This is a genomic window from Flavobacterium ardleyense (assembly GCF_042686085.1).
GTDB lineage: Bacteria > Bacteroidota > Bacteroidia > Flavobacteriales > Flavobacteriaceae > Flavobacterium > Flavobacterium ardleyense.
Genome location: NZ_JBHUOL010000018.1, coordinates 58,924 through 81,948, shown reverse-complemented (window position 1 = coordinate 81,948; position 23,025 = coordinate 58,924). Strand labels below are relative to the sequence as shown.

The window sequence follows — 23,025 nt, the reverse complement described above, 5'->3', positions numbered from 1 at the left end:
AAGATTTATTGACGAAAATGTTTCAAATTGTTGCTAAGGTTAAATACTTAGTAAAAAGCGTCTTGTTTTGGCTTTTCGTTTCATAACTTTACATAAACAAAGAATATTTATATGACTTCAAAGATTAAAAAAATAGGTGTTCTAACTTCTGGAGGTGATGCTCCTGGAATGAATGCTGCTATCCGTTCTGTTGTTCGAACTTGTGCTTATCATAAAATAGAATGCGTAGGAATTTATAGAGGTTACCAAGGAATGATTGAAGGAGATTTTAAAGAAATGGGACCGCGATCTGTAAATAACATTATTAACAAAGGCGGTACAATTTTAAAGTCGGCTCGTTCTAGTGAATTTAGAACAGATGAAGGACAGCAAAAAGCATACGATAATTTGGTTGCTGGCGGAATTGACGCTTTGGTTGTAATTGGCGGTGATGGAAGTTTTTCCGGTGCTCAGTTTTTTAGTAATTCTTTTAATTTTCCCGTAATGGGAATTCCGGGAACAATTGATAATGATATTTTCGGAACCAGTCATACTTTAGGATTTGATACGGCTTTAAATACAGTAATTGATTGTATTGATAAAATTAGAGACACGGCGAGTTCGCACAACCGTTTATTTCTTGTCGAAGTAATGGGAAGAGATGCTGGACATATTGCACTAAATGCTGGAATTGGAGCAGGAGCAGAGGAGATTTTAATTCCTGAAGAAGATTTAGGATTAAAACGCTTATTAGAATCGCTTGAAAAAAGTAAAGCATCTGGAAAATCTTCAAGCATTGTAGTAATTGCCGAAGGAGATAAAATAGGTAAAACGGTATTTGAATTGAAAGATTACATTGAAGAAAACTTACCTGAATATGATACTCGAGTTTCAGTTTTAGGACATATGCAACGAGGTGGTTCGCCTTCTTGCTATGACAGAGTTTTAGCGAGTAGACTTGGTGTGAAAGCCGTGGAATCGCTTTTGGAAGGAAAATCTAACTTTATGGTTGGGATGATTAATGATAAAGTAGCTTTAACGCCCTTGATACAAGCAATTAAAGGACATACCCAAATCGACAGAGAATTATTGCGCGTTTCAGATATCATGTCGACCTAAGAGCGATAGTTTGCCAAAAAAAGTATACAGAGAAAATAAATATAACGGCAGGAGCGAGGTGCTATTTGCCAAAAAGAGAAAAAAATGTCAAAAGTAAAATTAGGAATTAACGGTTTCGGAAGAATCGGGAGATTAGTGTTAAGAGAAACGCTAAACAGAGATAATGTAGAAGTAGTAGCAATTAATGATTTATTAGGTGTAGATCATTTGGCTTATATGCTAAAATATGATTCTGTTCATGGACGTTTCGCTGGAAAAGTAGAAGTAAAAGAAGGAAAATTATACGTTAATGAGCGCTATATTAGAGTTACGGCAGAAAGAGATCCAAAACTAATCAACTGGGATGATAACGAAATTGATACAGATATAGTTGCAGAATGTACAGGTTTGTTCACAACTTTAGAAGCGGCTCAAGCTCATATTGATGGTGGTGCCAAAAAAGTGGTGATTTCTTCACCGTCGGCTGATGCACCAATGTTTGTAATGGGTGTAAATCATATGACTGCAAAAGCTTCGGACAAAATTGTTTCTAATGCTTCTTGTACTACAAATTGCTTAGCACCAGTCGCTAAAGTAATTCACGATAATTTCGAAATTGTAGAAGGTTTAATGACTACAATTCATGCGGTGACGGCAACTCAATTAACAGTTGATGGTCCTTCTAAAAAAGACTTCCGCGGAGGTCGTTCTGCTTTATTAAATATGATTCCATCTTCTACAGGTGCTGCAAAAGCAGTTGGAAAAGTTATTCCAGAATTAAACGGAAAATTAACAGGAATGTCAATGCGTGTTCCTACGGCGGATGTTTCTTGTGTAGATTTAACTGTAAAAGTTGCTAAAGAAACTACTTATGGCGAAATTATGGCAGTGCTGAAAAAAGCTTCAGAAAATGAATTGAAAGGCATTTTAGGATATACCGAAGATGATGTAGTTTCTCAAGATTTTATTTCAGACCCAAGAGCTTCAATTGTTGATTCGAAAGCTGGAATTGGCTTGAATTCAACCTTCTTTAAAATTATCGCTTGGTATGATAACGAATATGGTTATTCTTGTAAATTAATCGATTTATCAGTACATATTGCTGGTTTAAAATAATATTGTTTTTGAAAAATCCCGTTACATTTGTGTGCGGGATTTTTTCTATCTAACCAAATAAATACTAAATGAAATTAATTGTTGACAGTGGCTCTACAAAAGCCGATTGGATTGCTATCGATGCTAAGGGGACTGTGCTTTTTACAACCGAAACCTTAGGATTAAATCCAGAAGTTTTAGAGACAGCAGAAATACTCAAACGTTTAGGCGATAGTACGGATATTTTAGAGAATAAAGATAAAGTGACACATTTGTTTTTTTATGGCGCCGGCTGTGGCACAGATCGAATGAAAAATTACCTTACCGAACTTTTTCAAAATTATTTCACGAATGCAAAAGTGGTGGTGCAAGAAGATACTTATGCCGCAGTTTATGCTACAACACCAAAAAATGAAAAGGCAATTGTATGCATTTTAGGAACGGGTTCAAACTGTACTTATTTTGACGGAGAAGTATTGCATCAAAGATTTCAATCTTTGGGCTATATCGCTATGGATGATTGTTCGGGAAATCGTTTTGGTCGTCATTTAATTCGAGGTTATTATTTTAAGAAAATGCCAGCCGATTTGGCTACGCAATTTGAAAAAGACTACGATTTAGATGCTGATGTTATTAAGCAAAACTTATACAAAGAACCAAATCCTAATGCTTATTTAGCACGATTTGCCCAGTTTTTAATTCAGCACAAAGACCATCCGTATTGTAAAAAATATATTGATGAAGAAATGGAAGCTTTCGTTACTTATTACATTGAACAGTTTGAAGATTGCAAGGAAATTCCAGTTCATTTTATTGGTTCAATTGCATTCTATTTAAAAGATGAATTGACTGAACTTTTATCGAAAAGAGGCATTCATATTGGTAAAGTTTTGCGACGACCAATTGATGGTTTAATTGCATATCACATTTTGAATTAATTATTTTTTTATCTTATTTAGAAAGCACAAATTTATGGAAGTAGCAATTATTGCACACGACGGAAAGAAGGCAGATATAGTTCAGTTTTTAAATAAAAATAAAGCCATTCTGCTGAAAGAAAATATTAAAATTGTTGCCACCGGAACAACTGGTGGAAGAGCAGAAGCAGCCGGATTTAAAGTTAAGAAAATGTTATCTGGTCCACAAGGTGGCGATGCCCAAATTGCAGCAAGAGTTGCAGTTGGAAAAACGAAAATGGTTATCTTTTTTAAAGATCCAAATTCGAGTCACGCGCACGAAGTGGATATCAATATGTTGATCAGAATTTGTGATGTTCACAACGTGCCATTAGCTACCAATGAAGCTACTGCTCAGCTCTTATTATTAGGATTAGAAGATTAGTCTCGATTACTAATTTCAATTTTAGTATAAGAATTTCTTATCGCCATTTCAATCCAAAAAGTAAATATTTACGTAAATTTGAGAAAATACCAAACTATGAAAATTGTAATATCTCCTGCTAAATCATTAAACTACGAAAGTAAGTTACCAGTTGCAAACTATTCAGAATCAGCATTTATAAAGGATTCAGAAATTATTCAGAACACTTTAAAAAAGAAGCAACCTAAGGAATTAATGGAGCTGATGCACATTTCAGAAAAATTGGCAGATTTGAATTGGCAACGCAACCAAGAATGGACAGTTCCCTTTACAAAAGAAAATGCTAGACCAGCAGTTTATGCTTTTGATGGTGACGTTTATTCGGGATTAGATGTATATTCTTTATCTGCAGATAAAGTAAAAGTTCTTCAAGATAAATTACGCATACTTTCCGGTTTGTATGGGATCTTAAAACCTTTGGATTTGATGCAACCATACCGTTTAGAAATGGGGACGAAAATGCCAATTGGAGGCCACAAAAATCTATACGAATTTTGGAAAGAAACCATTACTGATTCCTTGAATAAAGAAATGAAAGCTGACGAATTATTTGTCAATTTAGCCAGTAAAGAATATTTCAGTGCAGTAGATACCAAAGCTTTAAAAGTGCCGGTTATTACACCTGACTTTAAAGATTACAAAGATGGAAAACTTAAAATAATTAGTTTCTACGCTAAAAAAGCGAGAGGTCAAATGGTGCGTTATATTATTGACAAAAATGCAGAAACAATTGAAGATTTAAAAGGATTCAATTATGACGGTTACGCTTTCGATGCCAATTTAAGTAAGGGAAATTCTTTAATTTTTACGAGATAGTTTTTTATTCTAAATTTAGAATTCCTTCTACCATTATTTTAGCATTACTTATTACTTCAAGTTCTTTATCGTTTACAATTTTAAGTTGCATTGAACCGCCACGTTTTGAAGCTTGAAAAGCAACCATTTCTTTTTTATTTAGAATCTTGCTCCAATATTTAGCTAAAATTGAATGCGATGAGCCTGTGACTGGATCTTCATCAATTCCAATCCACGAGCAAAAACATCGGGAATAGAAATCGTATGATACATCTTCTGACTTTGCAGTAACGATAACGGCTTTATACCTTTTTGAAGTATTTGCTAATTGTGCGAAATCAGGTTGTAATTTTAGTAATGCATCTTTATCAGCTACTTCAATTACTACCATATCTAATTCTTTTGCATATTTCGTTGCGACAGGATTAACAATTCCCAAAGCGTCATACAAATCTTCATTTGGACTATAAGCAACAGAATCATACAAAGGGAAGTTCATTTCAATAGTTGCACCAGAACTTTTCGCACTAATTTTTAAATTGTGAAGTGTCGTGAAGTTAACTTCTGAATTTCCCGTTTTCTGTAAAATAACTTTAGCTGCAGCTAATGTTGCGTGTCCGCAGAAATCTATTGGAACTGTTGGCGTAAAAAAACGAATTGAGTAGTCACTTTCGCTATCGTTGAACCGACTTATAAATGCCGTTTCTGATAGGTTTAGTTCGCTTGCTATAGATTGCATAGTTTCTACCAAAATTTCATCTTCTACGATACAAACTCCAGCCGGATTTCCTTTAAAAGCTTCTGTTGTAAAAGCGTCAATTATATATACTTTCATGATTTGATTTTAAGTTTTATCTGTTTTTATTCATTACACTTTTAACAGCTCTTAATAAATAGTATCTTCTTTCTTCTTTAAGACTTGAGCCAAATGAAATCCTTTTTGCTCCCTCCAAAACTAAACTAACTCCTTTCCCTCCAGGATAACGTAAATTAGCTTGACCTTCTTTTATAGAAGAAACATCGCTCCATAAAAAATGTTTAGTTATTCCGATAGTGCTAATTCCTGTAAATACTTTTCCACCTTTATTATCAAGCGATACTTCCACTTTTCCCCAAATGGCCATTAATGCCAAACTCCAGAAAAAAATAGAGCCAATTATAAAAGGTATTCCCGCTAGTGTCAATAGTAAATTAAATTCACCATTTGTAATTTGTGAGCCATAAATTCCGCCTAATGAGCCTCCCGACCAAACCAACATAAAAGGAACTAGAAAAAAAGCTATTGGAGAACGTGTTGACGCACCGATAATTGTTTTGTTAAAATCTGATTTATACCAAGTTCCATTTGGTTTATTATTAACAATAAAGTTATCATCAATAACATCCTCAATATTTTCTGATATTTTAAATATATTTTTGCATTTATTACATTGAGCAATATCAGCTTGGATATTTATGTTTTCTGTCTGTATTTCTGAATTACATTTTGGACATTTCATTTGGTATATTTTATAAATTTTTCGAAAGAGTAGACTACATTTTATCCGCTGTAATGATTCGGTTTGTAAAAGAATTGATTGTCAATCTGACCTTTTTTGTGTGATTTGTAATGTAAATGTTTTTACCTTTTTTAATAAATTCTGAAGGAGCTGTTTCGCTAATAATTTTAAGAATTAATTCTTCAATTTCAGGATTCGAAAGTGTTAAGTTCAGTTTCTTATTAATTCGTCCATAAACCAAGTCAGTATAACAAAATTTGTTTAAAATAACTTCTTTAAAATTGTTCATATGCAGCTGTTTCCTATTATTTTGACAAGTAAATATATCTTTTATTCTCCTTCTTTCTTAATGCATCTTCCTCTGGGTTCATCGCCTTCGTGAAGTACAATTTCAGAATGTAGGAATTGTGCTGCTGCTGCCGAATCTTTTACTTTTTTTGCACTTCGTTCTAACATTGCCGCTTCGAAATCAGTTAATATACTCGCTCTTAATCCTGCTATTTTCCAATTAGACAAAGGTTGGCAACCTTTTGAAATCGCTCTTGCTAAAGCTAAAGCATCTAATAAAGCTTGATTGGCACCTTGTCCTTTAAACGGACTCATGGGATGAGCTGCATCGCCAATTAATATTGTGCTTCCTGCTTTTTCGAACACTTCTGGTTTTAAAACTTCACGATCATAAACCGGATATCCAGAAACTTGTGCTTCCAAAGTTGCTTCTAAAATCTGTGGAATAGGAGCGTGCCAATTCGTTCTTCGGCAAGCTTCTTCTTTTAAGGCTTTTGGACCTTTGGCACTTAAAAATTTAGCCTCTACTTCGGACATTGGAAAGCTCAATTGCCACATCACTGAATCCGAATCGTAGGGCATTATGTAAATTCGTTCTTTACCATTTGCGGTTTGAAATACCGTAGCAGAATCGAGTAATTCACTTGAAATATTTTCCAGTTTACTCAAAGGACAAATTCCCAAAATTACAATGCAATCCAAATAACGCAAAGGATAAATGTCATCGCCAACTAGTATTTTCCGGACAGCACTACGAATTCCGTCTGCTCCAACGATAAGATCAGCTTTGGCATTTTTAGTCTTTCCGTCGACTTGAAAAGTTAAATTCATACTTTTATCTTCGGAGGTTTCAAAATTAACTAATTGATGTCCCCAATGAATGGAATCTTGTCCGCCAAGTTGTTCTACCAAAGCCAAACGCAAAGCTTGTCTTGCAATATGAATATTGGTACGTTTTGGATTGGTTTTTATTTCGGAAGGCAACCATTTTCGGATTCCCCATTCGCCAATTACTTTTCCTTCGGTCGTATGAACCAAATGTCTGGTAGAAATTACGCCTTTCTCTAATGAAAAAATTCCTAATCCTTCAATGGCTTTGCTGGCTTGTTGCAAAGTGAGTCCGTAACCTTGAGATCGCTCTTCAAAACTGTTATCGCGTTCATATATTGTGAAGGGAATTCCGCGATGCAAACAAGCTACAGCTAATGCAACACCACCAATTCCGCCACCAATAATGGCAACATGAGGAAAATTCTCATTATCGATTAAAGGTTTTGTTGTAGAATGAACTAATCCAGAACCCGAACAATTTAAGCACGAAGACAAATGTCCTGAAGGTCGAATTGGTGCTCTTCCTTCGGATTTTGATGCGTCAAACTGAGCTAATTCTCTTTGGTAATTTAGTCTTACTTTCTTTTGAAGACGTTGTTTTTTTTTGCCCGATCCTTTACATTCGGGGCAAATCGTCCAACAAAATTCTTCATTCTTTAACTTCTTCACTTCTTGTTTATTTTGCAAATCGCACTTATTAATTTCAAATCAAAAGTAAAGGTTTGATTTTACTTATTAGGTATAAAATTATTTAAAATACGACTGATTTAGTTGTTGTTTTAAAGGTTTATTATTTATTCGGATAATTCAGCTTGCCAATAATAAAAAGTTTTGGTTTCGCCTGTGTCTAACTTAAAATCGTGTGATATTTTAGTAATTCCAGAAATTTTGAAGTCGACTTTCGCCTTAAATAGTGGTCCATCATAAGCTAAGGAATGATATTCGCCGTTTTCTCCACAAATATCTAAACCTTCTGGATACGATTTTACGAAATCTTGATTGATGATTTTTCCAATATACTTGCTATCTAATTTAGACGCATCGGTCACGATAATTTTTGTTTTAATTCCCGAAAGTAAAAATTCATTCATTATTTGGTTCGAAGTTTTATCCCAAAGCGGTTCGATGACTTCAATTCCTAAAGGATTCAATTTACTTTCACGATACGCTTTTACATCAGATAGAAAAATGTCACCAAAAATAAAACTGCTAACATCTTGTTTTTTGAAATGTGTTACAACTTCAGCCATTTTCTCATCGTAGTTCTTTAATTCTTTAGAAAATGTTGTGGTATGCAAGGGAATTCCAAGACTTTCTGCTTGTTTCCGTAAGATTGCCAAAGGAATGGAATGCATAGAAGACTTTTGAGTTTCTTCATTTAAAGTGGTGAAGAGTGAAATTACTTCGTACTTATTTTCTTCGATTATTTTATGAAGTGCTAAAGCCGAATCTTTTCCGCCACTCCAATTAAATATTGCTTTTTTTCGTGTCATTATATTACTTATTTCAGCTTTAAATAATTCTTTAAAATTATGGATTAATTAATTGCAAAATCTAGTGTTCAAATATACTTAAATTTTAAATTGGGAGGTAAAGACTCATTTTTATCGTTTCAGAAAATTGTAATCTGTTCTAAAACTTCGGACAGAAAACACTTTGTAAAAACCACTCCTACGTGATAGTTTTATAACCATTTATAGTAATTGTGTAAAGCTAAAAGCAAGGTAATCGCGTAATTTTGTTTACAGATAGTATAAATATAAATACCAAAATAATGGAAAATTATAAAGTAAACATACAATCAATTCAAAAAGTAACACCTGACGTTTTGCGAATTGTTACAAATAAGCCTGATGGATTTGACTTCACACCTGGAAAAGCTACTGAATTAGCGATCAATAAAGTGGGCTGGGAATCACAGAAAAGACCTTTTACGATGACAAGTTTGCCGAAAGGAGATAAGTTAGAATTTATGATTAAAACTTATCCAAAGCGCGAAGGAGTTACGAATGAAATGCTGGACCTAAAACAAAATGACGAGCTATTAGTGGGAGATGTTTTTGGTGCAATTGACTATAAAGGTGAAGGCGTTTTTATCGCTGGTGGAGCAGGAGTGACGCCGTTTATTTCTATACTTCGCCAATTGAAAGCAAACAAAGAAATGGGTCATAATAAATTGATATTCGCAAATAAAACAAAATCGGATATTATTCTCGAACAAGAGTTTAATAGTTTATTAGGCGATTCATTTATTAATATTTTGTCTGACGAAGATGAAGAAGGTTATGCTTTCGGAAGAATTACCGAAGAATTCCTAAAAGAGAATATTCAGAATTTAAAACAGCATTTTTATTTATGTGGACCGCCACCAATGATTACTGCGATTGAAGCAATATTAATGGATTTAGGAATTGACGAGAAATTAATTATTAAAGAAGAATACTAAAAACGAAACAATATGGAAACTGAAAAAAAAATAAACGAACTAATTATAAACATAACAAACTGCATTCATAAAAATTATCCTGAATTAGTGGAGTATTTAGATGAGATGCCAATAACACTTCCCGATCAAAAACATCCCGAATTGACTGTTAAATCGTTAACTTCTTATTACAATTCGTTAGTAAATGTAGTGGAAGAATATGAAGAAAATCATAAAGAAAACGTGATGTGTGAGAGATTTGAAAAACTTTCTACCGAAGAATTTACAGAATTCGATAAACAAAAATCGCATCAAGATATTTACATAAATATTAATGATTTTAAAATTTCATACAACGATGTAGGAGAAGGAACTGTTCCAATTATATTTCTACATGGTTTTCCTTTCGATAAATCAATGTGGAACGGACAATTAGAGAGTTTAAAAGCTAACAATCGCGTAATCGCTGTTGACATTCGTGGTTTTGGTAAATCAGAGGATGAAAATACACATTTGAGTATGGAACTTTTTACTGAAGATCTACTACTTTTTATGGAGGAATTAAACATTGAACGAGCAGTTCTTTGTGGTCTCTCAATGGGAGGTTTCGTTGCGTTAGATGCAATTAAGAGATTTCCAGAACATTTTGATGCTTTGATTTTATGTGATACGCAATGTATTGCTGATACTTCAGAAGTTAAAGAAAAAAGATACGCTGCAATTGACGAAATTAACCGTAATGGAGCAGGAGCTTTTAATGATAAATTTGTAAAAAGTGTATTTCACACGGAGACATTAACTAACAAACCTGGATTAGTTGACGAATTGAGAGCTGTTGTAAATGCAAATTCTGATCGAATAATTAAAGCAGGTTTAGTAGCTTTAGCTGATCGATCTGAAACTTGTTCGATTTTGGAAGATATAACTGTTCCAACTTTGATTATTTGCGGAAGACAAGATGGAGTAACGCCGTTGGCTCAATCTGAAGCGATGCATAAAAGTATTCAAAATTCGGAGTTGAGAATTATTGATAATGCTGGTCACGTTTCAAATCTTGAGAGTCCAGTGGAATTCAATAGTTACATTAATGAGTTTTTAACAACATTAAGCGATTCACAAACTGTTGTACCAAATTCTGAACCATTAAGTCCGAAAATTTAACAAGATCATAAATTCGGTTTTTAAATAAAAAATCCAGCTATAAATAATTTGTAGCTGGATTTTTGTTTTTAATATTTTTTCTCTTTTGAAGAATAACCGAACTCGATACCAGCACATTCTTTATTTTGTTTAATATGAACTAATGTGTCGTTTTTTAGATAAAAAGCTTCATTACTAAAAATTTCATATTCGATTTCTGGGTCAGCTTGACAGTCTTCTATATTTTTTTTACGAGCTCTTTTTTTATCAATTTCTTCTTTCGTTTTACATAAAGTTCCAAATTCAGTCAAATAAAAGCAATCTCGTGCTGGAACACTATGTAAAATCAAGGTGTCATTTTTTAATTTCCCAAGTTCCTTCACTGAGTGACCTATAAGTGCAAGCACCACTAAAATATTCGAAGATATTATTTTGTTTAATCTTTAATTCAGATTGATAAGGATAGCCTTGAATAGTGTTGTACCAGCTATTAATGAAGTTAGAAGTATCTATTTTCAATGCTTTCACTTTCTCGCCACAACTCTTAAATAGTATCGTTAATAGCAATAAAAACAAACAGCTATATTTCATATTGAATTATTTACACTCGACTAAAGTACATAAAAAAAAATGTTGCTATTTCTTTTTACCATCACCAACCATAGCTTGCAATAAACCTTCTTTAATATTGATCCATAAATAGTTAAATACTGATTTGTTTTTAACCCTTTCAACATCTGATTTTGAGCCTTTTCTAAAATCATTTGAAACGTCTTCACTGTCTTTTGAAACAAATATATTTACGATGGTCGATAGTAATTTATTTTTCTTTTTCGTTTTGTCTTTTAAAATAATTACGTCAAATTCATCATATTTAATTTGTAAATCGATGTGAGAAGTATTGTCAGTTCCATTTATGGTGAAATAGGTTTGTTTAATAGCACCTTCCAGCTGAATATTCAAGTTAGGTTCCATAAATTGATTCATACTTTCAGCATTCAATCCACCCATTTTTGCTTTAAAAACAAATGAATCTTGCAAGTTGTTTACATCAAAACTCCAATCCACGTCTATTGGCGTGTTGTCCATAAAAACTGCCTTCACTTTTATTAATGTAATACTGTCTTTCGATTTATAAGTATTACTTAGATTTTGTATTTCCGCATTTAATTTCGAAAATAAAATTTTGCCACCTGAAGTTTCTTCTTTTGTTTTTTCGGTATAAACGATGGATGTATTATTTATGAAAACATTATTTAAAGTCAAGTCAAAGCCTAACTCTCTTAACATTTTGCTATAGAGTGGTTTAATACTCATATCATCCGTCACTAATTTGTTTCTGTAAATTTTAAAATTAGGCTGATAAAAATCGACACGTTTACTTTTGAAGTAGAAAACAGAATCTTGTTTAAAGCCAAAATCTTGATTTTTAATAGTGATGGAATCAATTGCCAAATCATAATGATCACGCTCCACTTTAATCATTTGAGTTAAAGCGTGTTTTGAATATTTCGTTTTTAGTTTAACTCCTGAAAATTTAGAACGGTCTGAACTAACATCCATACTTTCCAATAGTAAGTTTTCATACTCACCCAAACTATAAAAAGTGGAATTTGAAGTTAGTTTAAAATCTTCATAACTTACTGGATTCTTCTTTTTTGCTGGATCGATTTTAATACCGTCGAATTTGAAATTCAGATTGTCAGATTTCAGCATTAAACTGTCATTCGAACCATCAAAAATTGTAACAAAAGCTTCTTTCATTTCGATAGATTCAATTTGTACGATTTGCTTCAACTTATCGAATACATTTTTTGAACTATCTGATTTAGGAGCTTCATTTTTATAGTAAGTGATTTTTGCTTGCTTGAAAATAATGTCATCAACTGCAATTTTATCCTGAAATAAGTAATTAAAATAACTAAATCCTTCCACAGAAAATTTTTCTAATTCAATTGTAGCTGTTATCTTTTTTGTTTTTTCTTGGAAAATTGAAATTCGAGGTTTAACAAATTTCACATTACCGCTTAAAGCATTCACAGAAATAGTTTCGTACTGAATTTTAAGATGTTCCGGCGATTCAGCTATTTGTTTTTTAAGCTTGTTTTCAAGAAAATAATTAAGTCCCAAAAGCCCTAAAAATAGAACGACTGCGATACCAACTATTATAAGTACTATTTTTTTTGATTTTTTGTTCATATTTTAAAGATATATATTCAAATAATTTCAAACAAATAATATTGAATAATTGGTTTAATAAATAGGGAAGAAGGTAACTAAACTATGAATGTATAAGCTTACTTCAATACTTCTACAGGTACGATTTTTAAACCGTTTAATAATTTTCTAAAATTAACGATATCAGTTGCATCCATATCTCTTTTAGGAATAAGGATCGCCGACAAATTATTTTGGTACATTAAAAACCAATTTGGCTTTTCCACGATTTTAAATAATTTTTCCCACTCAATTTCCATATAATAAGATTCACCATTTATCTTTATCATTTCTGGTGCTAGCTCTATTTCTAAGTTTTCACTCAATTGATTGCTAGAATTATAATTACGCCAAATCGTTATAAATATAATCGCTGGTTGAGCAATTGCAATTAACGATAAGGTGATATATTGATAAATTAAAGGTTTTGGAAGATCGAAAACGTCAAAATTATAAAATAGAATCCAAAGCAAAAGTAGTAGCGCCACTAAAACTAGAAGTCGCAACATCGTTCTTTCATAAGCTAAACTGTAAAGCAACTTTACATATTCTTTAAATCGGATTTTAGTTTTTATAATCATTTGGTAGGCGGTTTAAGTATAAATGATGATTCAATGAAATCAACAAGTAACTGTTATATAATTCTTAAGTTTTCAAATATAACTAAAATTACACCTGTAAATTTAGAATCTTATAATCTTATAAAACAAATCGAAAATCTTACAAAAAAGAATAAGTTATAAAGTTGAAACCATTATTTTAGTTCAATTTTATCTAAAACGAGTTTAAAAGATTCTTTCTTTTTATTACCGAGTAGGAAAACAATTTCTTCAAACGAATTACTATTAAAATTAGGTAAATTTAATTTCTGACCTCTAAAAGATGGATATAAATCGGTTAACTTAATTTCAATAGTTTCCCATTCTCCCGATGTTTCAAATGTTGTGATATAAGAATAATAGGAATCAAATTTATCTTTTATCCGAAATTGATATTGTTTTCCATCGCCTTTTAATCGGATAATAATTTTACTGTCTTTATTAGTTAGTATTTTGTCAAATTGGTATCGTACAGACGAAAATCCTCCATTATTTTCTAACGAGATTGTTCCATAAAATACCCCATTTCCGTCGGAATCTATTAAGAATTCTCCTTGCGAAATGCCGCCCATAACGCCATCGTCAATTATGCGCCAATCTCTTTTTGAAGATTTCTTATTAAAATCATATATAATTGTTGTGTTCATAGTTGCCAATAGTATTAGTATGAATAATTTCATGTTATTATTATTTGTCTTCTAAATATAAGACAATAATAAATTGCATTTTAAGTATTTAACAACTGATTATTAACTGTTCAAGCTGAAGTTTAATACGTTTGAAATCTTAGTATCGAATTAATCCATTGAACCAATCATATCTTCTGGTTTTACCCATTTATCAAATTCTTCATTAGTTACTAAATTTAATTCTAAAGCTGCTTTACGTAATGTTATGTTTTCGGCGTAAGCTTTCTTCACAATTTTGGCTGCATTTTCATAACCAATGTGCGTATTTAAAGCGGTTACCAACATCAAAGAATTTTCCAGATGTTCTTTTATGATTGGTAAATTTGGCTCAATGCCGATAACACAATTCGCATTAAATGAAGCACAAGCATCGCCTAATAAACGAGCTGATTGTAAGACATTTGCGATAATAACAGGTTTAAAAGCATTCAATTCGAACTGGCCATTTGAACCACCAATAGATACGGCAACGTCATTACCAATTATCTGTGCACAAACCATTGTTAAAGCTTCCGATTGTGTTGGATTTACTTTTCCTGGCATAATTGAAGAACCTGGTTCGTTAGTTGGAATAATGATTTCACCTATCCCACATCGTGGACCCGAATTTAACATCCGAATATCATTTCCTATTTTCATTAACGAAACAGCACAACGCTTCATTGCTCCTGAAAGTTCGACCATTGCATCATGAGCTGCGAGCGATTCAAATTTATTTGGTGCTGTTATGAATGGCAAACCTGTGATTTCTGCAATTTTTTGAGCTACCAAAACGTCATAACCTTTCGGTGTATTTAATCCGGTACCAACTGCTGTTCCTCCTAAAGCTAGTTCCCGAACAACTTCCAATGCATTTTTAATTGCACGAATACTGTTTGTTAATTGTTGGGCATAACCCGAAAACTCTTGTCCTAAAGTCAGTGGAGTGGCGTCCATAAAGTGAGTTCGACCGGTTTTTACAATTGCTTTAAAATCATTTGATTTAATTTTCAATGTATCTCTCAAAGCTTCAATTCCAGGAACTGTGGTTTCTACAACCATTTTATAGGCGGAGATGTGCATCGCGGTTGGAAACGTATCGTTTGAAGATTGTGATTTATTAACATCGTCGTTCGGATGAACAAACAATTGTCCTTCACCTAATTTATTTCCTTGCAGTACATGAATTCGGTTGGAAATTACCTCGTTTACATTCATGTTTGTATGAGTTCCTGAGCCAGTTTGCCAAATTACCAACGGAAACTGATTGTCTAATTTACCTGCAAGAATTTCATTACAAACGGTACTAATCAAATCCTTTTTTTCAGTCTCTAAAACACCTAATTGATTGTTTGCTAATGCTGCTGCTTTCTTTATGTAGGCAAATGCATGAATAATTTCTAACGGCATTGAAGCGTGTGGTCCAATATTAAAATTAGTACGTGAACGTTCGGTTTGAGCTCCCCAATAAGCGTTTGCTGGAACTTTAATTTCACCCATTGTATCTTTTACTATTCTATATTCCATGATTTTTATATATTATATGAAAGCATTTTGTGTATGAACTACTTCGATTTAGTTTAAATTAACTTTAGCATTTAGATGCTTTATATTAAAAAGTAGCGTTTCTCAAATATACGAAAATTTAAAATTATAATAAATAAAATCCCAAACTCTCCTAGTGGAATTTGGGATTTTATAATAATTTTTGTAATAATAAAGCTATTTTTATAGTAGAAATAATGGATTATCCTAAAAAATAAATCAATGTAAATTAAATATTTAGCTCATTTTTAGTTAACTACATTTACGACTCTGCTTGATTGTAATTTTATTCGTAATACTCAAACGCATCAATGATGTCTAAATAAACGCCATCAAAACCGGCATTTAATACTTTTTTCAAGTAAGAAGAGTCATTTCCATAAATAATTTTTTGCCATTCTGGATTCCAGTACTTTACTTTAAAATTTCCTGTCCAATCCGGATTTTCGACATCTAACCAACTAGGTCTGTTTGTAGTCCAACTTGTTTGCCAATAATAGCGATAATCTTCAGCCTCACCAATAGACATATAAGAAATAACAAGACGTTTTCCACCGTTTGCTTTATTTTTTAATTGTGAGATTTCTGATGCGGAAAATGGAGTTCCATCAGTGAAAAATAAGTCCATTAGTACTAAGTCATAATTTGTGGCAGTAACTGCATCAATAAAACTACTTTTTGAGGAGTAATTTGCGGGATTTATCAAATATAGAAAATTCTTCACTTGTGACATTGAAGTTATCACCGCATTATTTTCTTGATGAATTGCTGCTGGATGGTTTGGGATATTATTCAATTCACGATGGTTTGCGGAAAAAGAAACATACCCTGCAGTATTGTTTTGAACATACGAATTTTCCATTTTAGAAGGAGTAAAGCAGTAATCCGAAACTAATATGGTTTTATTTGCATTTTTAGAAAGATTCAAAAAACCTTTTAGATACGAAATAGTTGTTGCCGGAGTTGCCTCGTCATCATTGTCATAGCCATAAAATAAATCTTCTTGTCCATTGGCATCAATTGCATTTAGATAAGCAATATGAGGTTGTGAACTATTTTCTCCATCAATACTTACTAATTCAATTCCATTTTGTGGTATTATATTAAAATTAGGGTTTATGGCTTTTGCGTAGGTACTAATTCCAATAACAAATTCACGCATATTCGCTTTGAATTCTGTTTCGTTGCCAGAGCTATCGTCTTCGTCTTTACTACAAGATGAACAAATAATCAGTAGTAATAAAATATAGGTTATGTTTTTCATTGATTTGTTTCGTTAACATTGTGCTACTTATTTTAAATCTGTCAATTTATAATTTTGGGGAATCATCAAATTATATTCTGATTTTTCAATTAAAATTTCGAGTAGTTTCTCCGTATCATCTATACAATATTCTCTTGTTTTGATGTAAATTTTAGATTTGTGTTTAAAACTAAGTATAAATTCTTTACTAAATCGATCATAGTTAATTTGAGTAAGTTCAGACAGGTTTCTTTTACGAATGTAATTTTGTTTTATTATCATTTCGTTGCCCTTTATAAAGAGCGTAAATGGTCTTTGAACTTTATATATAAAAAACACTATTATTTCCATTAAATTCGGTACCCATATAAGTGCTATAAAAAATGGAGCTTCTTCAATTTTACCTTTACTGAAGATGAGTAATGTCCAAAATATAGGAAAAATCCAAATGAGTAAAGACGTTTTTCTAGCAATACTTCGTATTTTATATTCGGATTCAAAATCCTTTTTCAAAAAAGAAAATTCAAAAAAGAAATGCTCTACAATTAATGTAAATAACAAGAAAATATTAACAGCCATCGGAAAATGAATTTCTCCAATTTGTCCATAGATTAGCGCTATAACCAGTATGATGTGTAAAATAAAGTGCTTCATTTAAGTGTTGCTAACTTATTTATATTATTTAATTGATAATATTAAATCTTAGTAGGTTGTAAAAAAATCTACATCTCTATAATAAAAAAGTTAGAAATTTATTTGTTTTCTAATTTTTTACTTGCTTCAATATGTTTTTCTACATCCCAAGTCAAATTCCAATGACTAATGTACTCTGAAATTGTACCAAGTCCAACAGCTTTTCTTCTGACATCTACATTTTCAGGATCTTCTAAAGGCATAACATAAAAAATTCCAGTTTCTGGATCACGTCCAATTTGGCTTCCGTAAATTTGCTTGCCACCTGTTCTTATAGCAACCCGATCTTCTAGTAGTGCTAAACTACTTCCATTTGCATTTCCGTTTTTTACAGCTTCGCGCATCATCGGTAGATATTTTTCTTGAAATTCTAAAGGAGAATGTTGAATAACTAAGAAAAATGTTGAATTACCTTTATTTCCAATAACATTCGGTGCCAACCAGCCTTTTTCGTCTAGAATTTTTTGTACTGTTATTAAATTAATCGAATCTTTTTTATTTATGAGTTCCCAATGTTTTTTCATCTCATCAGAATCGCGACCGTATTTTTTTTCAACTTCTTCGATTTGCTTTCTATATTTTTGATCTTCGTCATATACATTTTCTAAAATCGCAATAAGAGGTTTGTCAAAATTTTTTTCAATTTCGTCTTTATTAGCTTGGACTTTCTTTAATAATTTATGCCATTGCTTACTTTTATGAAGCGATTTTAAATCGGGATCAGTTGTTAAATGACCATAATTGCTATATTTTATCTTAGGATTTTCTGCCGAATACATCAAATGATAAAATGCTTTTTTTGAATCTCCCGTCAATGCAAAAACACAAGCTGCATTATAGCGATCAACTGGCATAGCTTTTCCTTCATTAGCGTCAAAGGCATTTTGATAGGCGACTGCCGTGTTCTTAAAGTCATTTAAATTATATAGTGAATCTGCTTTTTGTATAAATGAATTATACTTATCCATATTTTGCCCAATAGCATAATTGCTAATTAACAATGCTATAAAAGTCTTTAAAAATGTTGTTTTCATATTGTTTATTTCATGTTTTTCAAAGTTCGTGATGCACCGCGAAGTTTTGAAATTTAAGGAATTAGTTTTTCTATTTGTAATGATCGTAAAACTTGTTTTTAAAGATTTCGTTTGGGTCGTATTTTAATTTGAGTCTAAAAAATTATTCGCCTTGTGGATAAACGGTTTTAAATGTTTTTTTATCGACGTGTAATCTGTAAGGCAAATAATAAGTGCCTTCCATTTTAATAGCTATTTCAACTAATTCTATGGTTAACTTCTGCATTTCTTCTTCGTCTTTTTTAGACATTTTTTGATTAAATAAAAATACAAAACCGAAAACATTTTCTTTTGCATAGTTTAAAAAACTGTCTTTGTCTTGATAAACTCCTCTTATGGTTATATTTAAAAGGTCAATCTTTTTATTTGGAAGTACTTTTTTTAATTCATTGATATATTGTACGAAGTTTCGCTCTGGTATAAAATATTCATGTAAAATATCAGTTGAGTTCATACTTTTGTTTTCAATTAATGTCACATCATCGTTTAATAATTCATTACGCGAAATCACTACATTTTTGGATATTTTATTCATACCTGTTTCTAAATCCCAGCGTAATCTTTTACCATATTCATTATTTACGCTGTTTCGAAATACTACTCTTTTTGAATCTAAATTCTTTTGGTTTCGCGGCTGTAATACTAAAGGCTTACTTTCTATATTCTCGAAAAAATTAAGTGAAGCTTCTTCTAAAAAAAGCTTACTCGAAATGCGCAATCTTCCAAAAGCCATTTTTACATTTGGATTATCAGAAACGAATTTTTTATAATTTTCTATATAGTCTTCGGGTTTCAATCTTATGTTTTTAAATTCCAAAGCTTCGTTATCAACAATTTTCAATTTCACATCAAGAATAATTCCAAAAAGTCCGTAGCCACCAATTACTAAACTAAATAACTCTTGGTTTTCGGTGCGACTACAATTTACTATTTCACCATTATATTTCATGATCGTAAATGAAATTACACTTGAAGAAATAGGAGGTGAGTCCTTCTGCCATCCGTGTCCATTTGCACTAATTGAACCGCCAATTGAGAACGAGCTGAAGGCTTGCATAATAGCGACGGATTTATGAAATTTGTCCAAATAACTTATTGCATCTTCCCATAACGCTCCTGAACCAATCGTTAATGTATTTGTAATAGTATCAATTTGCATTTCTTTATAAGGGCGCATGTTTACAACAATTCCATCTGGATACATAGTGTGGCCACCCATAGTATGTTTTGCACCTGCAATAGAAATTGGTATTTTATTAGCAACCGAATATTCAAGAAGTTCTCTTAATTGATTGATTATTTCAATTCTAGAACTGCGAACATCAATAATTGAATCGACCTTTGTTAAACTTAGTCTACTTGCGTCGTTTGTATAGCCTTTTGGCGAATTATTTTCAATAGTTTCTTCATTTAAATACGTTTTGATTAATTGAAAAACAGGAACTGAAATGAAAGCAATTAGGCCTAATGCCAGCAAGTAAAAAATTTTTTTTCTATTCATTATTTTTGCGCTGTATATTTATGATGACTTTGGTAAAAAATGATTGAATGTTCTAAAATATATAATGAAGTAATTTGAAACTTTTTGAACGATATTTTCGCAATTATTTCGAGTTCAAATATACTTAAAATTAAACTTCGGTATTAAAAACCTTGTAATTATTATTGAAAAAAATCAATATCATTCGTATTTAATATTTTTCATTTTCAGACACTACTTTAGTTAAAAAGTGGAGTTGTAGCGTTAGTGTTTTCAATAAATAGCAAGGAATCAAAATATTTTAAAAGAGTAATAGTATAAATATCTTTACTTGATTCTTTGCCGTAGCCAATAAATTTTGATGAACCAATAATGTCATCAGTCTGAAGTTCTTTCTTTAGTGCTAAAAGGTTAAGATAGAATGCATTTCCGTTTAATGCTAATTTTTTTTCCCATAGCGGGAATTCTGAAGCCTCAATAGTACTTTTTTCAAGCTTTTCAGCATAAAGATGATCACCATTGATGAATTTTTCATCTATATAAGAGAAATTTCCTTTTAAAGTCATAAGACCAATTGAATGATAATCAGTACCAAACTCCTCTTTTAAGTCTCTACCCATTATTCCTATCTCATTGTCAACAAGAATTTTATTCGAAATATGAGCATTGTGCGCCCAAACAATAATTTTATTATCCTTGTTTTTTGCTAAATATGAAATGCGATCCGCCATTATTTCATCTCTGCTTTGGATTTTATTATTTTTGATATTTACAAAGTTGATATATGTGTTTTTTCCGTTAAATAGCGTTTCTTTAATTATGTCGTTTAGCTTGTTAGTAGATTCTAGATAATCTTCAATAGCAATAATTGTATTGTAAACGGCTGTATTAAAAATCGCTGCTTTTTTAAAACTTGCTTTTTCACCTTTTTTAATGTTCTTACTTAAATTTTTCATTAGAAGATCTAAGTTCTTATCACTAATGTTCGCAAGATTTTCTGATAAAACTTCATAAAACACCCAGTATGAATCATCACAACCTTTAAATTTAATACCGTATTTAGAGCGATTATCCTTATACCATTCTAGGAAAGATTTCATTTCTTTAGTTTGATAAATAGAAAATAAATGTTCTTTAATTAAAGCATCAATTGGTCTTGTTGATAAATCTCTATTGAACAATTCGATATCATCTTAGGGATTTTCTAAAATTATCATATTAAAACCCTTTTCTTCAATTAACTTCTTTGTAATAATTGCTCTCAGGCGATAAAATTCAGAAGTTCCATGAGTGCTTTCGCCAATAGAAACAATTCTCTTATTCGACAATTCCTCTATCAACGGACTTAGGCTTGAGGCTAAATCATTATCAGTTGAAAAGTTTATGGCATTTGACGATTGACGTAGTGCAACAGTTAGTTTTTCGGTATCAAAATCTTCTAAGTAAATTTTTGGAATTTCTTTAATATTTTCAATATTAACACCATCTATTTTAATTTTAAAATCGTCAAACCAAGCGGTGCCGTTGCGACCCACAATTCCACCAACGTATATATATTCGGCATTAGCGGGATAAGCTAATTTTATTGAATATTCTTTCCAATCGCTTGTTCCTCTTATTTTTAACGTTGACATTGTTGCAAATGCTAATGCTTGCTTCATATGAACACCTCCATCAATACGCATTAAAAGACCCACATATTCCTTAATATTTTCATATTTAATTCGGCCTGACAGCGTAATGGTGTCACCAACATAATTAGCTGGTATTTGATAAGTAATACAACCAAAATTACCATCCTTGTCTGAAATCACTTTCCCCGCATAATTAGTTCCATCAATTTTCTCTCCTATTACGTTTTTATAATTACCCCACTTAAACCAACCGTCAGGCATCATTTGCTCTTCTGTAGTAAATTTATCAAAATTTAAATTGAATTTATTCTGAGCAAAAAAACTAGAATTTGAAATTAAAATAGTTGCGAAGGTTAAAAGGATTTTAATATTTTTCATAAGTTGAGGCTGATTTATTGTGTGGTAGCTAAGTGGATAAGATCTTTTATTTTATAGAAAGTGAGTTTTTACCCTTTTACTGCAAGAAATTATAGTACGAATTATCGTAATGTGATTTATTGTTTTGTTATCAAATTAATGAGTAAATTAAGAGGTTCATCGTCCATCAGATAACAATGGGAATATCTCGTGTCTGGGATGCTACCAGGAGCAATTATTACAATTTTATAAAAGTCTTTTTTTGGAGTAATTAAAGTTCCAGAAAGGATAATTTTATCTTCCGGGTTCTGAAAATTAATTTCTGTAAAATGATAATTTTTATTATTTGTTATTTCTTTTTCATATTCAAAAATATCATGAGAATGTGATAGATAAGAATAAATTAGTAAACATATAAGAAATTCTTTATTCATAAAATGGTAGTAATTTAGTGTACAGAAAATGTTGATTTATTTATATTTCCGTGGGTAAATATAAAAAATCGCAGTTCGCTAAGATGCGTTGTTCACAAAAACTTAACTAAACAAGCTTTAATTATACCTTGAAACTTGAACATTTATGTAGGTTCTTGAAAAAACCAGTAAAGATTCAAACCCAACCAAGAAGTAGTTTTTTAGTCATTTTTTAAAAGGGGATAAATGCGACAGTATATTACCAATATGGATTTTATAAGGGCAGAGATTAGCAACTAGTTAAGATCTTTTTCGTTTTATTATAGCTAATTTACACTAGATCAACTATAAAAGGTGTTTTGTCAATTTTCGCTTCACTTTTTTTTAATCTTTTGAGATTTATTTTTAATAAAAGCCTAATAGAAAATGTTTCTCCTTTATAAAACTTATTTATATTTGGAGGTATGCTAGCTACTTTTTTTAATAAACATTTGCTTTTAACTTACGATTTTAGACTTTGAATATGGTTACGAAAGAAAATTTTACTCTATAATTTTTTATTTCTACACTGGT

The 23,025-nt window shown here is 31.5% G+C and carries 25 protein-coding genes; 7 read left to right on the top strand and 18 right to left on the bottom strand.

Going from position 1 to position 23,025, the window contains the following annotated elements; all coding sequences use genetic code 11:
- The first annotated feature begins 111 nt into the window (after positions 1 to 111).
- The 5 genes from pfkA (at position 112) to yaaA (ending at position 4,368) form a co-directional block, all read left to right on the top strand.
- Positions 112 to 1,098: a 6-phosphofructokinase gene (pfkA, locus tag ACFSX9_RS10200; RefSeq protein WP_379807311.1), complete on the top strand. Its 987-nt coding sequence runs from the start codon at positions 112 to 114 to the stop codon at positions 1,096 to 1,098.
- Positions 1,099 to 1,182: 84 nt separating this feature from the next.
- Positions 1,183 to 2,193, top strand: coding sequence for a type I glyceraldehyde-3-phosphate dehydrogenase (gene gap, locus ACFSX9_RS10195; protein WP_379807309.1), 1,011 nt, complete (start codon positions 1,183 to 1,185; stop codon positions 2,191 to 2,193).
- A 68-nt stretch (positions 2,194 to 2,261) separates the two neighbouring features.
- Positions 2,262 to 3,110, top strand: a complete 849-nt coding sequence (locus tag ACFSX9_RS10190; RefSeq protein ID WP_379807307.1) for an N-acetylglucosamine kinase — start codon at positions 2,262 to 2,264, stop codon at positions 3,108 to 3,110.
- A 34-nt stretch (positions 3,111 to 3,144) separates the two neighbouring features.
- Positions 3,145 to 3,513, top strand: coding sequence for a methylglyoxal synthase (locus tag ACFSX9_RS10185; protein WP_379807305.1), 369 nt, complete (start codon positions 3,145 to 3,147; stop codon positions 3,511 to 3,513).
- A gap of 96 nt (positions 3,514 to 3,609) precedes the next feature.
- Positions 3,610 to 4,368 (top strand): peroxide stress protein YaaA, encoded by a 759-nt coding sequence (gene yaaA, locus ACFSX9_RS10180; RefSeq protein WP_379807303.1) that lies wholly within the window; start codon positions 3,610 to 3,612, stop codon positions 4,366 to 4,368.
- Positions 4,369 to 4,372: 4 nt separating this feature from the next.
- On the opposite strand, the gene ACFSX9_RS10175 is transcribed toward yaaA, so the two are convergent.
- The 5 genes from ACFSX9_RS10175 to ACFSX9_RS10155 form a co-directional block, all read right to left on the bottom strand.
- A complete protein-coding gene (locus ACFSX9_RS10175; RefSeq protein ID WP_379807301.1) occupies positions 4,373 to 5,182 on the bottom strand; it encodes a PhzF family phenazine biosynthesis protein in 810 nt (269 codons plus the stop codon).
- A 16-nt stretch (positions 5,183 to 5,198) separates the two neighbouring features.
- Positions 5,199 to 5,846, bottom strand: coding sequence for a hypothetical protein (locus tag ACFSX9_RS10170; protein ID WP_379807299.1), 648 nt, complete (start codon positions 5,844 to 5,846; stop codon positions 5,199 to 5,201).
- Positions 5,847 to 5,880: 34 nt separating this feature from the next.
- Complete coding sequence (locus ACFSX9_RS10165) at positions 5,881 to 6,135, bottom strand: DUF3781 domain-containing protein (protein WP_379807297.1); 255 nt, start codon at positions 6,133 to 6,135, stop codon at positions 5,881 to 5,883.
- Between the two features lie 41 nt (positions 6,136 to 6,176).
- Complete coding sequence (locus tag ACFSX9_RS10160; protein ID WP_379808321.1) at positions 6,177 to 7,634, bottom strand: FAD-dependent monooxygenase; 1,458 nt, start codon at positions 7,632 to 7,634, stop codon at positions 6,177 to 6,179.
- Between the two features lie 125 nt (positions 7,635 to 7,759).
- On the bottom strand, positions 7,760 to 8,458 hold the full coding sequence (locus ACFSX9_RS10155) for a Dph6-related ATP pyrophosphatase (RefSeq protein ID WP_379807295.1): 699 nt from the start codon (positions 8,456 to 8,458) through the stop codon (positions 7,760 to 7,762).
- Positions 8,459 to 8,739: 281 nt separating this feature from the next.
- Here ACFSX9_RS10155 and ACFSX9_RS10150 point away from each other — a divergent pair, with 281 nt between their 5' ends.
- Both ACFSX9_RS10150 and ACFSX9_RS10145 read left to right on the top strand, forming a co-directional pair.
- On the top strand, positions 8,740 to 9,411 hold the full coding sequence (locus tag ACFSX9_RS10150) for a ferredoxin reductase domain-containing protein (protein ID WP_379807293.1): 672 nt from the start codon (positions 8,740 to 8,742) through the stop codon (positions 9,409 to 9,411).
- A gap of 12 nt (positions 9,412 to 9,423) precedes the next feature.
- Positions 9,424 to 10,551 carry an alpha/beta fold hydrolase gene (locus ACFSX9_RS10145; RefSeq protein ID WP_379807291.1) on the top strand — a complete coding sequence of 376 codons (1,128 nt, stop codon included), beginning with the start codon at positions 9,424 to 9,426 and terminating at the stop codon, positions 10,549 to 10,551.
- A gap of 68 nt (positions 10,552 to 10,619) precedes the next feature.
- Here ACFSX9_RS10145 and ACFSX9_RS10140 read toward each other — a convergent pair whose 3' ends face one another.
- The 13 genes from ACFSX9_RS10140 to ACFSX9_RS10080 all read right to left on the bottom strand — a co-directional run bounded on the left by ACFSX9_RS10140 (position 10,620) and on the right by ACFSX9_RS10080 (position 22,473).
- Entirely contained in the window at positions 10,620 to 10,880 is a 261-nt protein-coding gene (locus ACFSX9_RS10140; RefSeq protein WP_379807289.1) for a hypothetical protein, read from the bottom strand.
- A 4-nt stretch (positions 10,881 to 10,884) separates the two neighbouring features.
- Complete coding sequence (locus tag ACFSX9_RS10135; protein ID WP_379807287.1) at positions 10,885 to 11,121, bottom strand: hypothetical protein; 237 nt, start codon at positions 11,119 to 11,121, stop codon at positions 10,885 to 10,887.
- 45 nt (positions 11,122 to 11,166) lie between these two features.
- Positions 11,167 to 12,729: a hypothetical protein gene (locus ACFSX9_RS10130; protein ID WP_379807285.1), complete on the bottom strand. Its 1,563-nt coding sequence runs from the start codon at positions 12,727 to 12,729 to the stop codon at positions 11,167 to 11,169.
- A 98-nt stretch (positions 12,730 to 12,827) separates the two neighbouring features.
- Positions 12,828 to 13,328 (bottom strand): YcxB family protein, encoded by a 501-nt coding sequence (locus ACFSX9_RS10125; protein WP_379807283.1) that lies wholly within the window; start codon positions 13,326 to 13,328, stop codon positions 12,828 to 12,830.
- A gap of 173 nt (positions 13,329 to 13,501) precedes the next feature.
- Positions 13,502 to 14,026: a CIA30 family protein gene (locus tag ACFSX9_RS10120; RefSeq protein WP_379807281.1), complete on the bottom strand. Its 525-nt coding sequence runs from the start codon at positions 14,024 to 14,026 to the stop codon at positions 13,502 to 13,504.
- 117 nt (positions 14,027 to 14,143) lie between these two features.
- The gene (fumC, locus tag ACFSX9_RS10115) at positions 14,144 to 15,541 is read right to left on the bottom strand and encodes a class II fumarate hydratase (RefSeq protein WP_379807279.1); all 1,398 of its coding nucleotides are present in this window, start codon (positions 15,539 to 15,541) and stop codon (positions 14,144 to 14,146) included.
- A 304-nt stretch (positions 15,542 to 15,845) separates the two neighbouring features.
- Entirely contained in the window at positions 15,846 to 16,823 is a 978-nt protein-coding gene (locus tag ACFSX9_RS10110) for an endo alpha-1,4 polygalactosaminidase (RefSeq protein WP_379807277.1), read from the bottom strand.
- Positions 16,824 to 16,850: 27 nt separating this feature from the next.
- Positions 16,851 to 17,381: a hypothetical protein gene (locus ACFSX9_RS10105; RefSeq protein ID WP_379807275.1), complete on the bottom strand. Its 531-nt coding sequence runs from the start codon at positions 17,379 to 17,381 to the stop codon at positions 16,851 to 16,853.
- Positions 17,382 to 17,554: 173 nt separating this feature from the next.
- Positions 17,555 to 18,529, bottom strand: a complete 975-nt coding sequence (locus ACFSX9_RS10100; protein WP_379807273.1) for a DUF6624 domain-containing protein — start codon at positions 18,527 to 18,529, stop codon at positions 17,555 to 17,557.
- 142 nt (positions 18,530 to 18,671) lie between these two features.
- Positions 18,672 to 20,069 carry an FAD-binding protein gene (locus tag ACFSX9_RS10095; protein WP_379807271.1) on the bottom strand — a complete coding sequence of 466 codons (1,398 nt, stop codon included), beginning with the start codon at positions 20,067 to 20,069 and terminating at the stop codon, positions 18,672 to 18,674.
- Between the two features lie 218 nt (positions 20,070 to 20,287).
- Positions 20,288 to 21,229 carry an erythromycin esterase family protein gene (locus tag ACFSX9_RS10090; RefSeq protein WP_379807269.1) on the bottom strand — a complete coding sequence of 314 codons (942 nt, stop codon included), beginning with the start codon at positions 21,227 to 21,229 and terminating at the stop codon, positions 20,288 to 20,290.
- 12 nt (positions 21,230 to 21,241) lie between these two features.
- Positions 21,242 to 22,060 carry a hypothetical protein gene (locus tag ACFSX9_RS10085; RefSeq protein WP_379807267.1) on the bottom strand — a complete coding sequence of 273 codons (819 nt, stop codon included), beginning with the start codon at positions 22,058 to 22,060 and terminating at the stop codon, positions 21,242 to 21,244.
- Positions 22,061 to 22,176: 116 nt separating this feature from the next.
- A complete protein-coding gene (locus tag ACFSX9_RS10080; RefSeq protein WP_379807265.1) occupies positions 22,177 to 22,473 on the bottom strand; it encodes a hypothetical protein in 297 nt (98 codons plus the stop codon).
- Between the last annotated feature and the right edge of the window lie 552 nt (positions 22,474 to 23,025).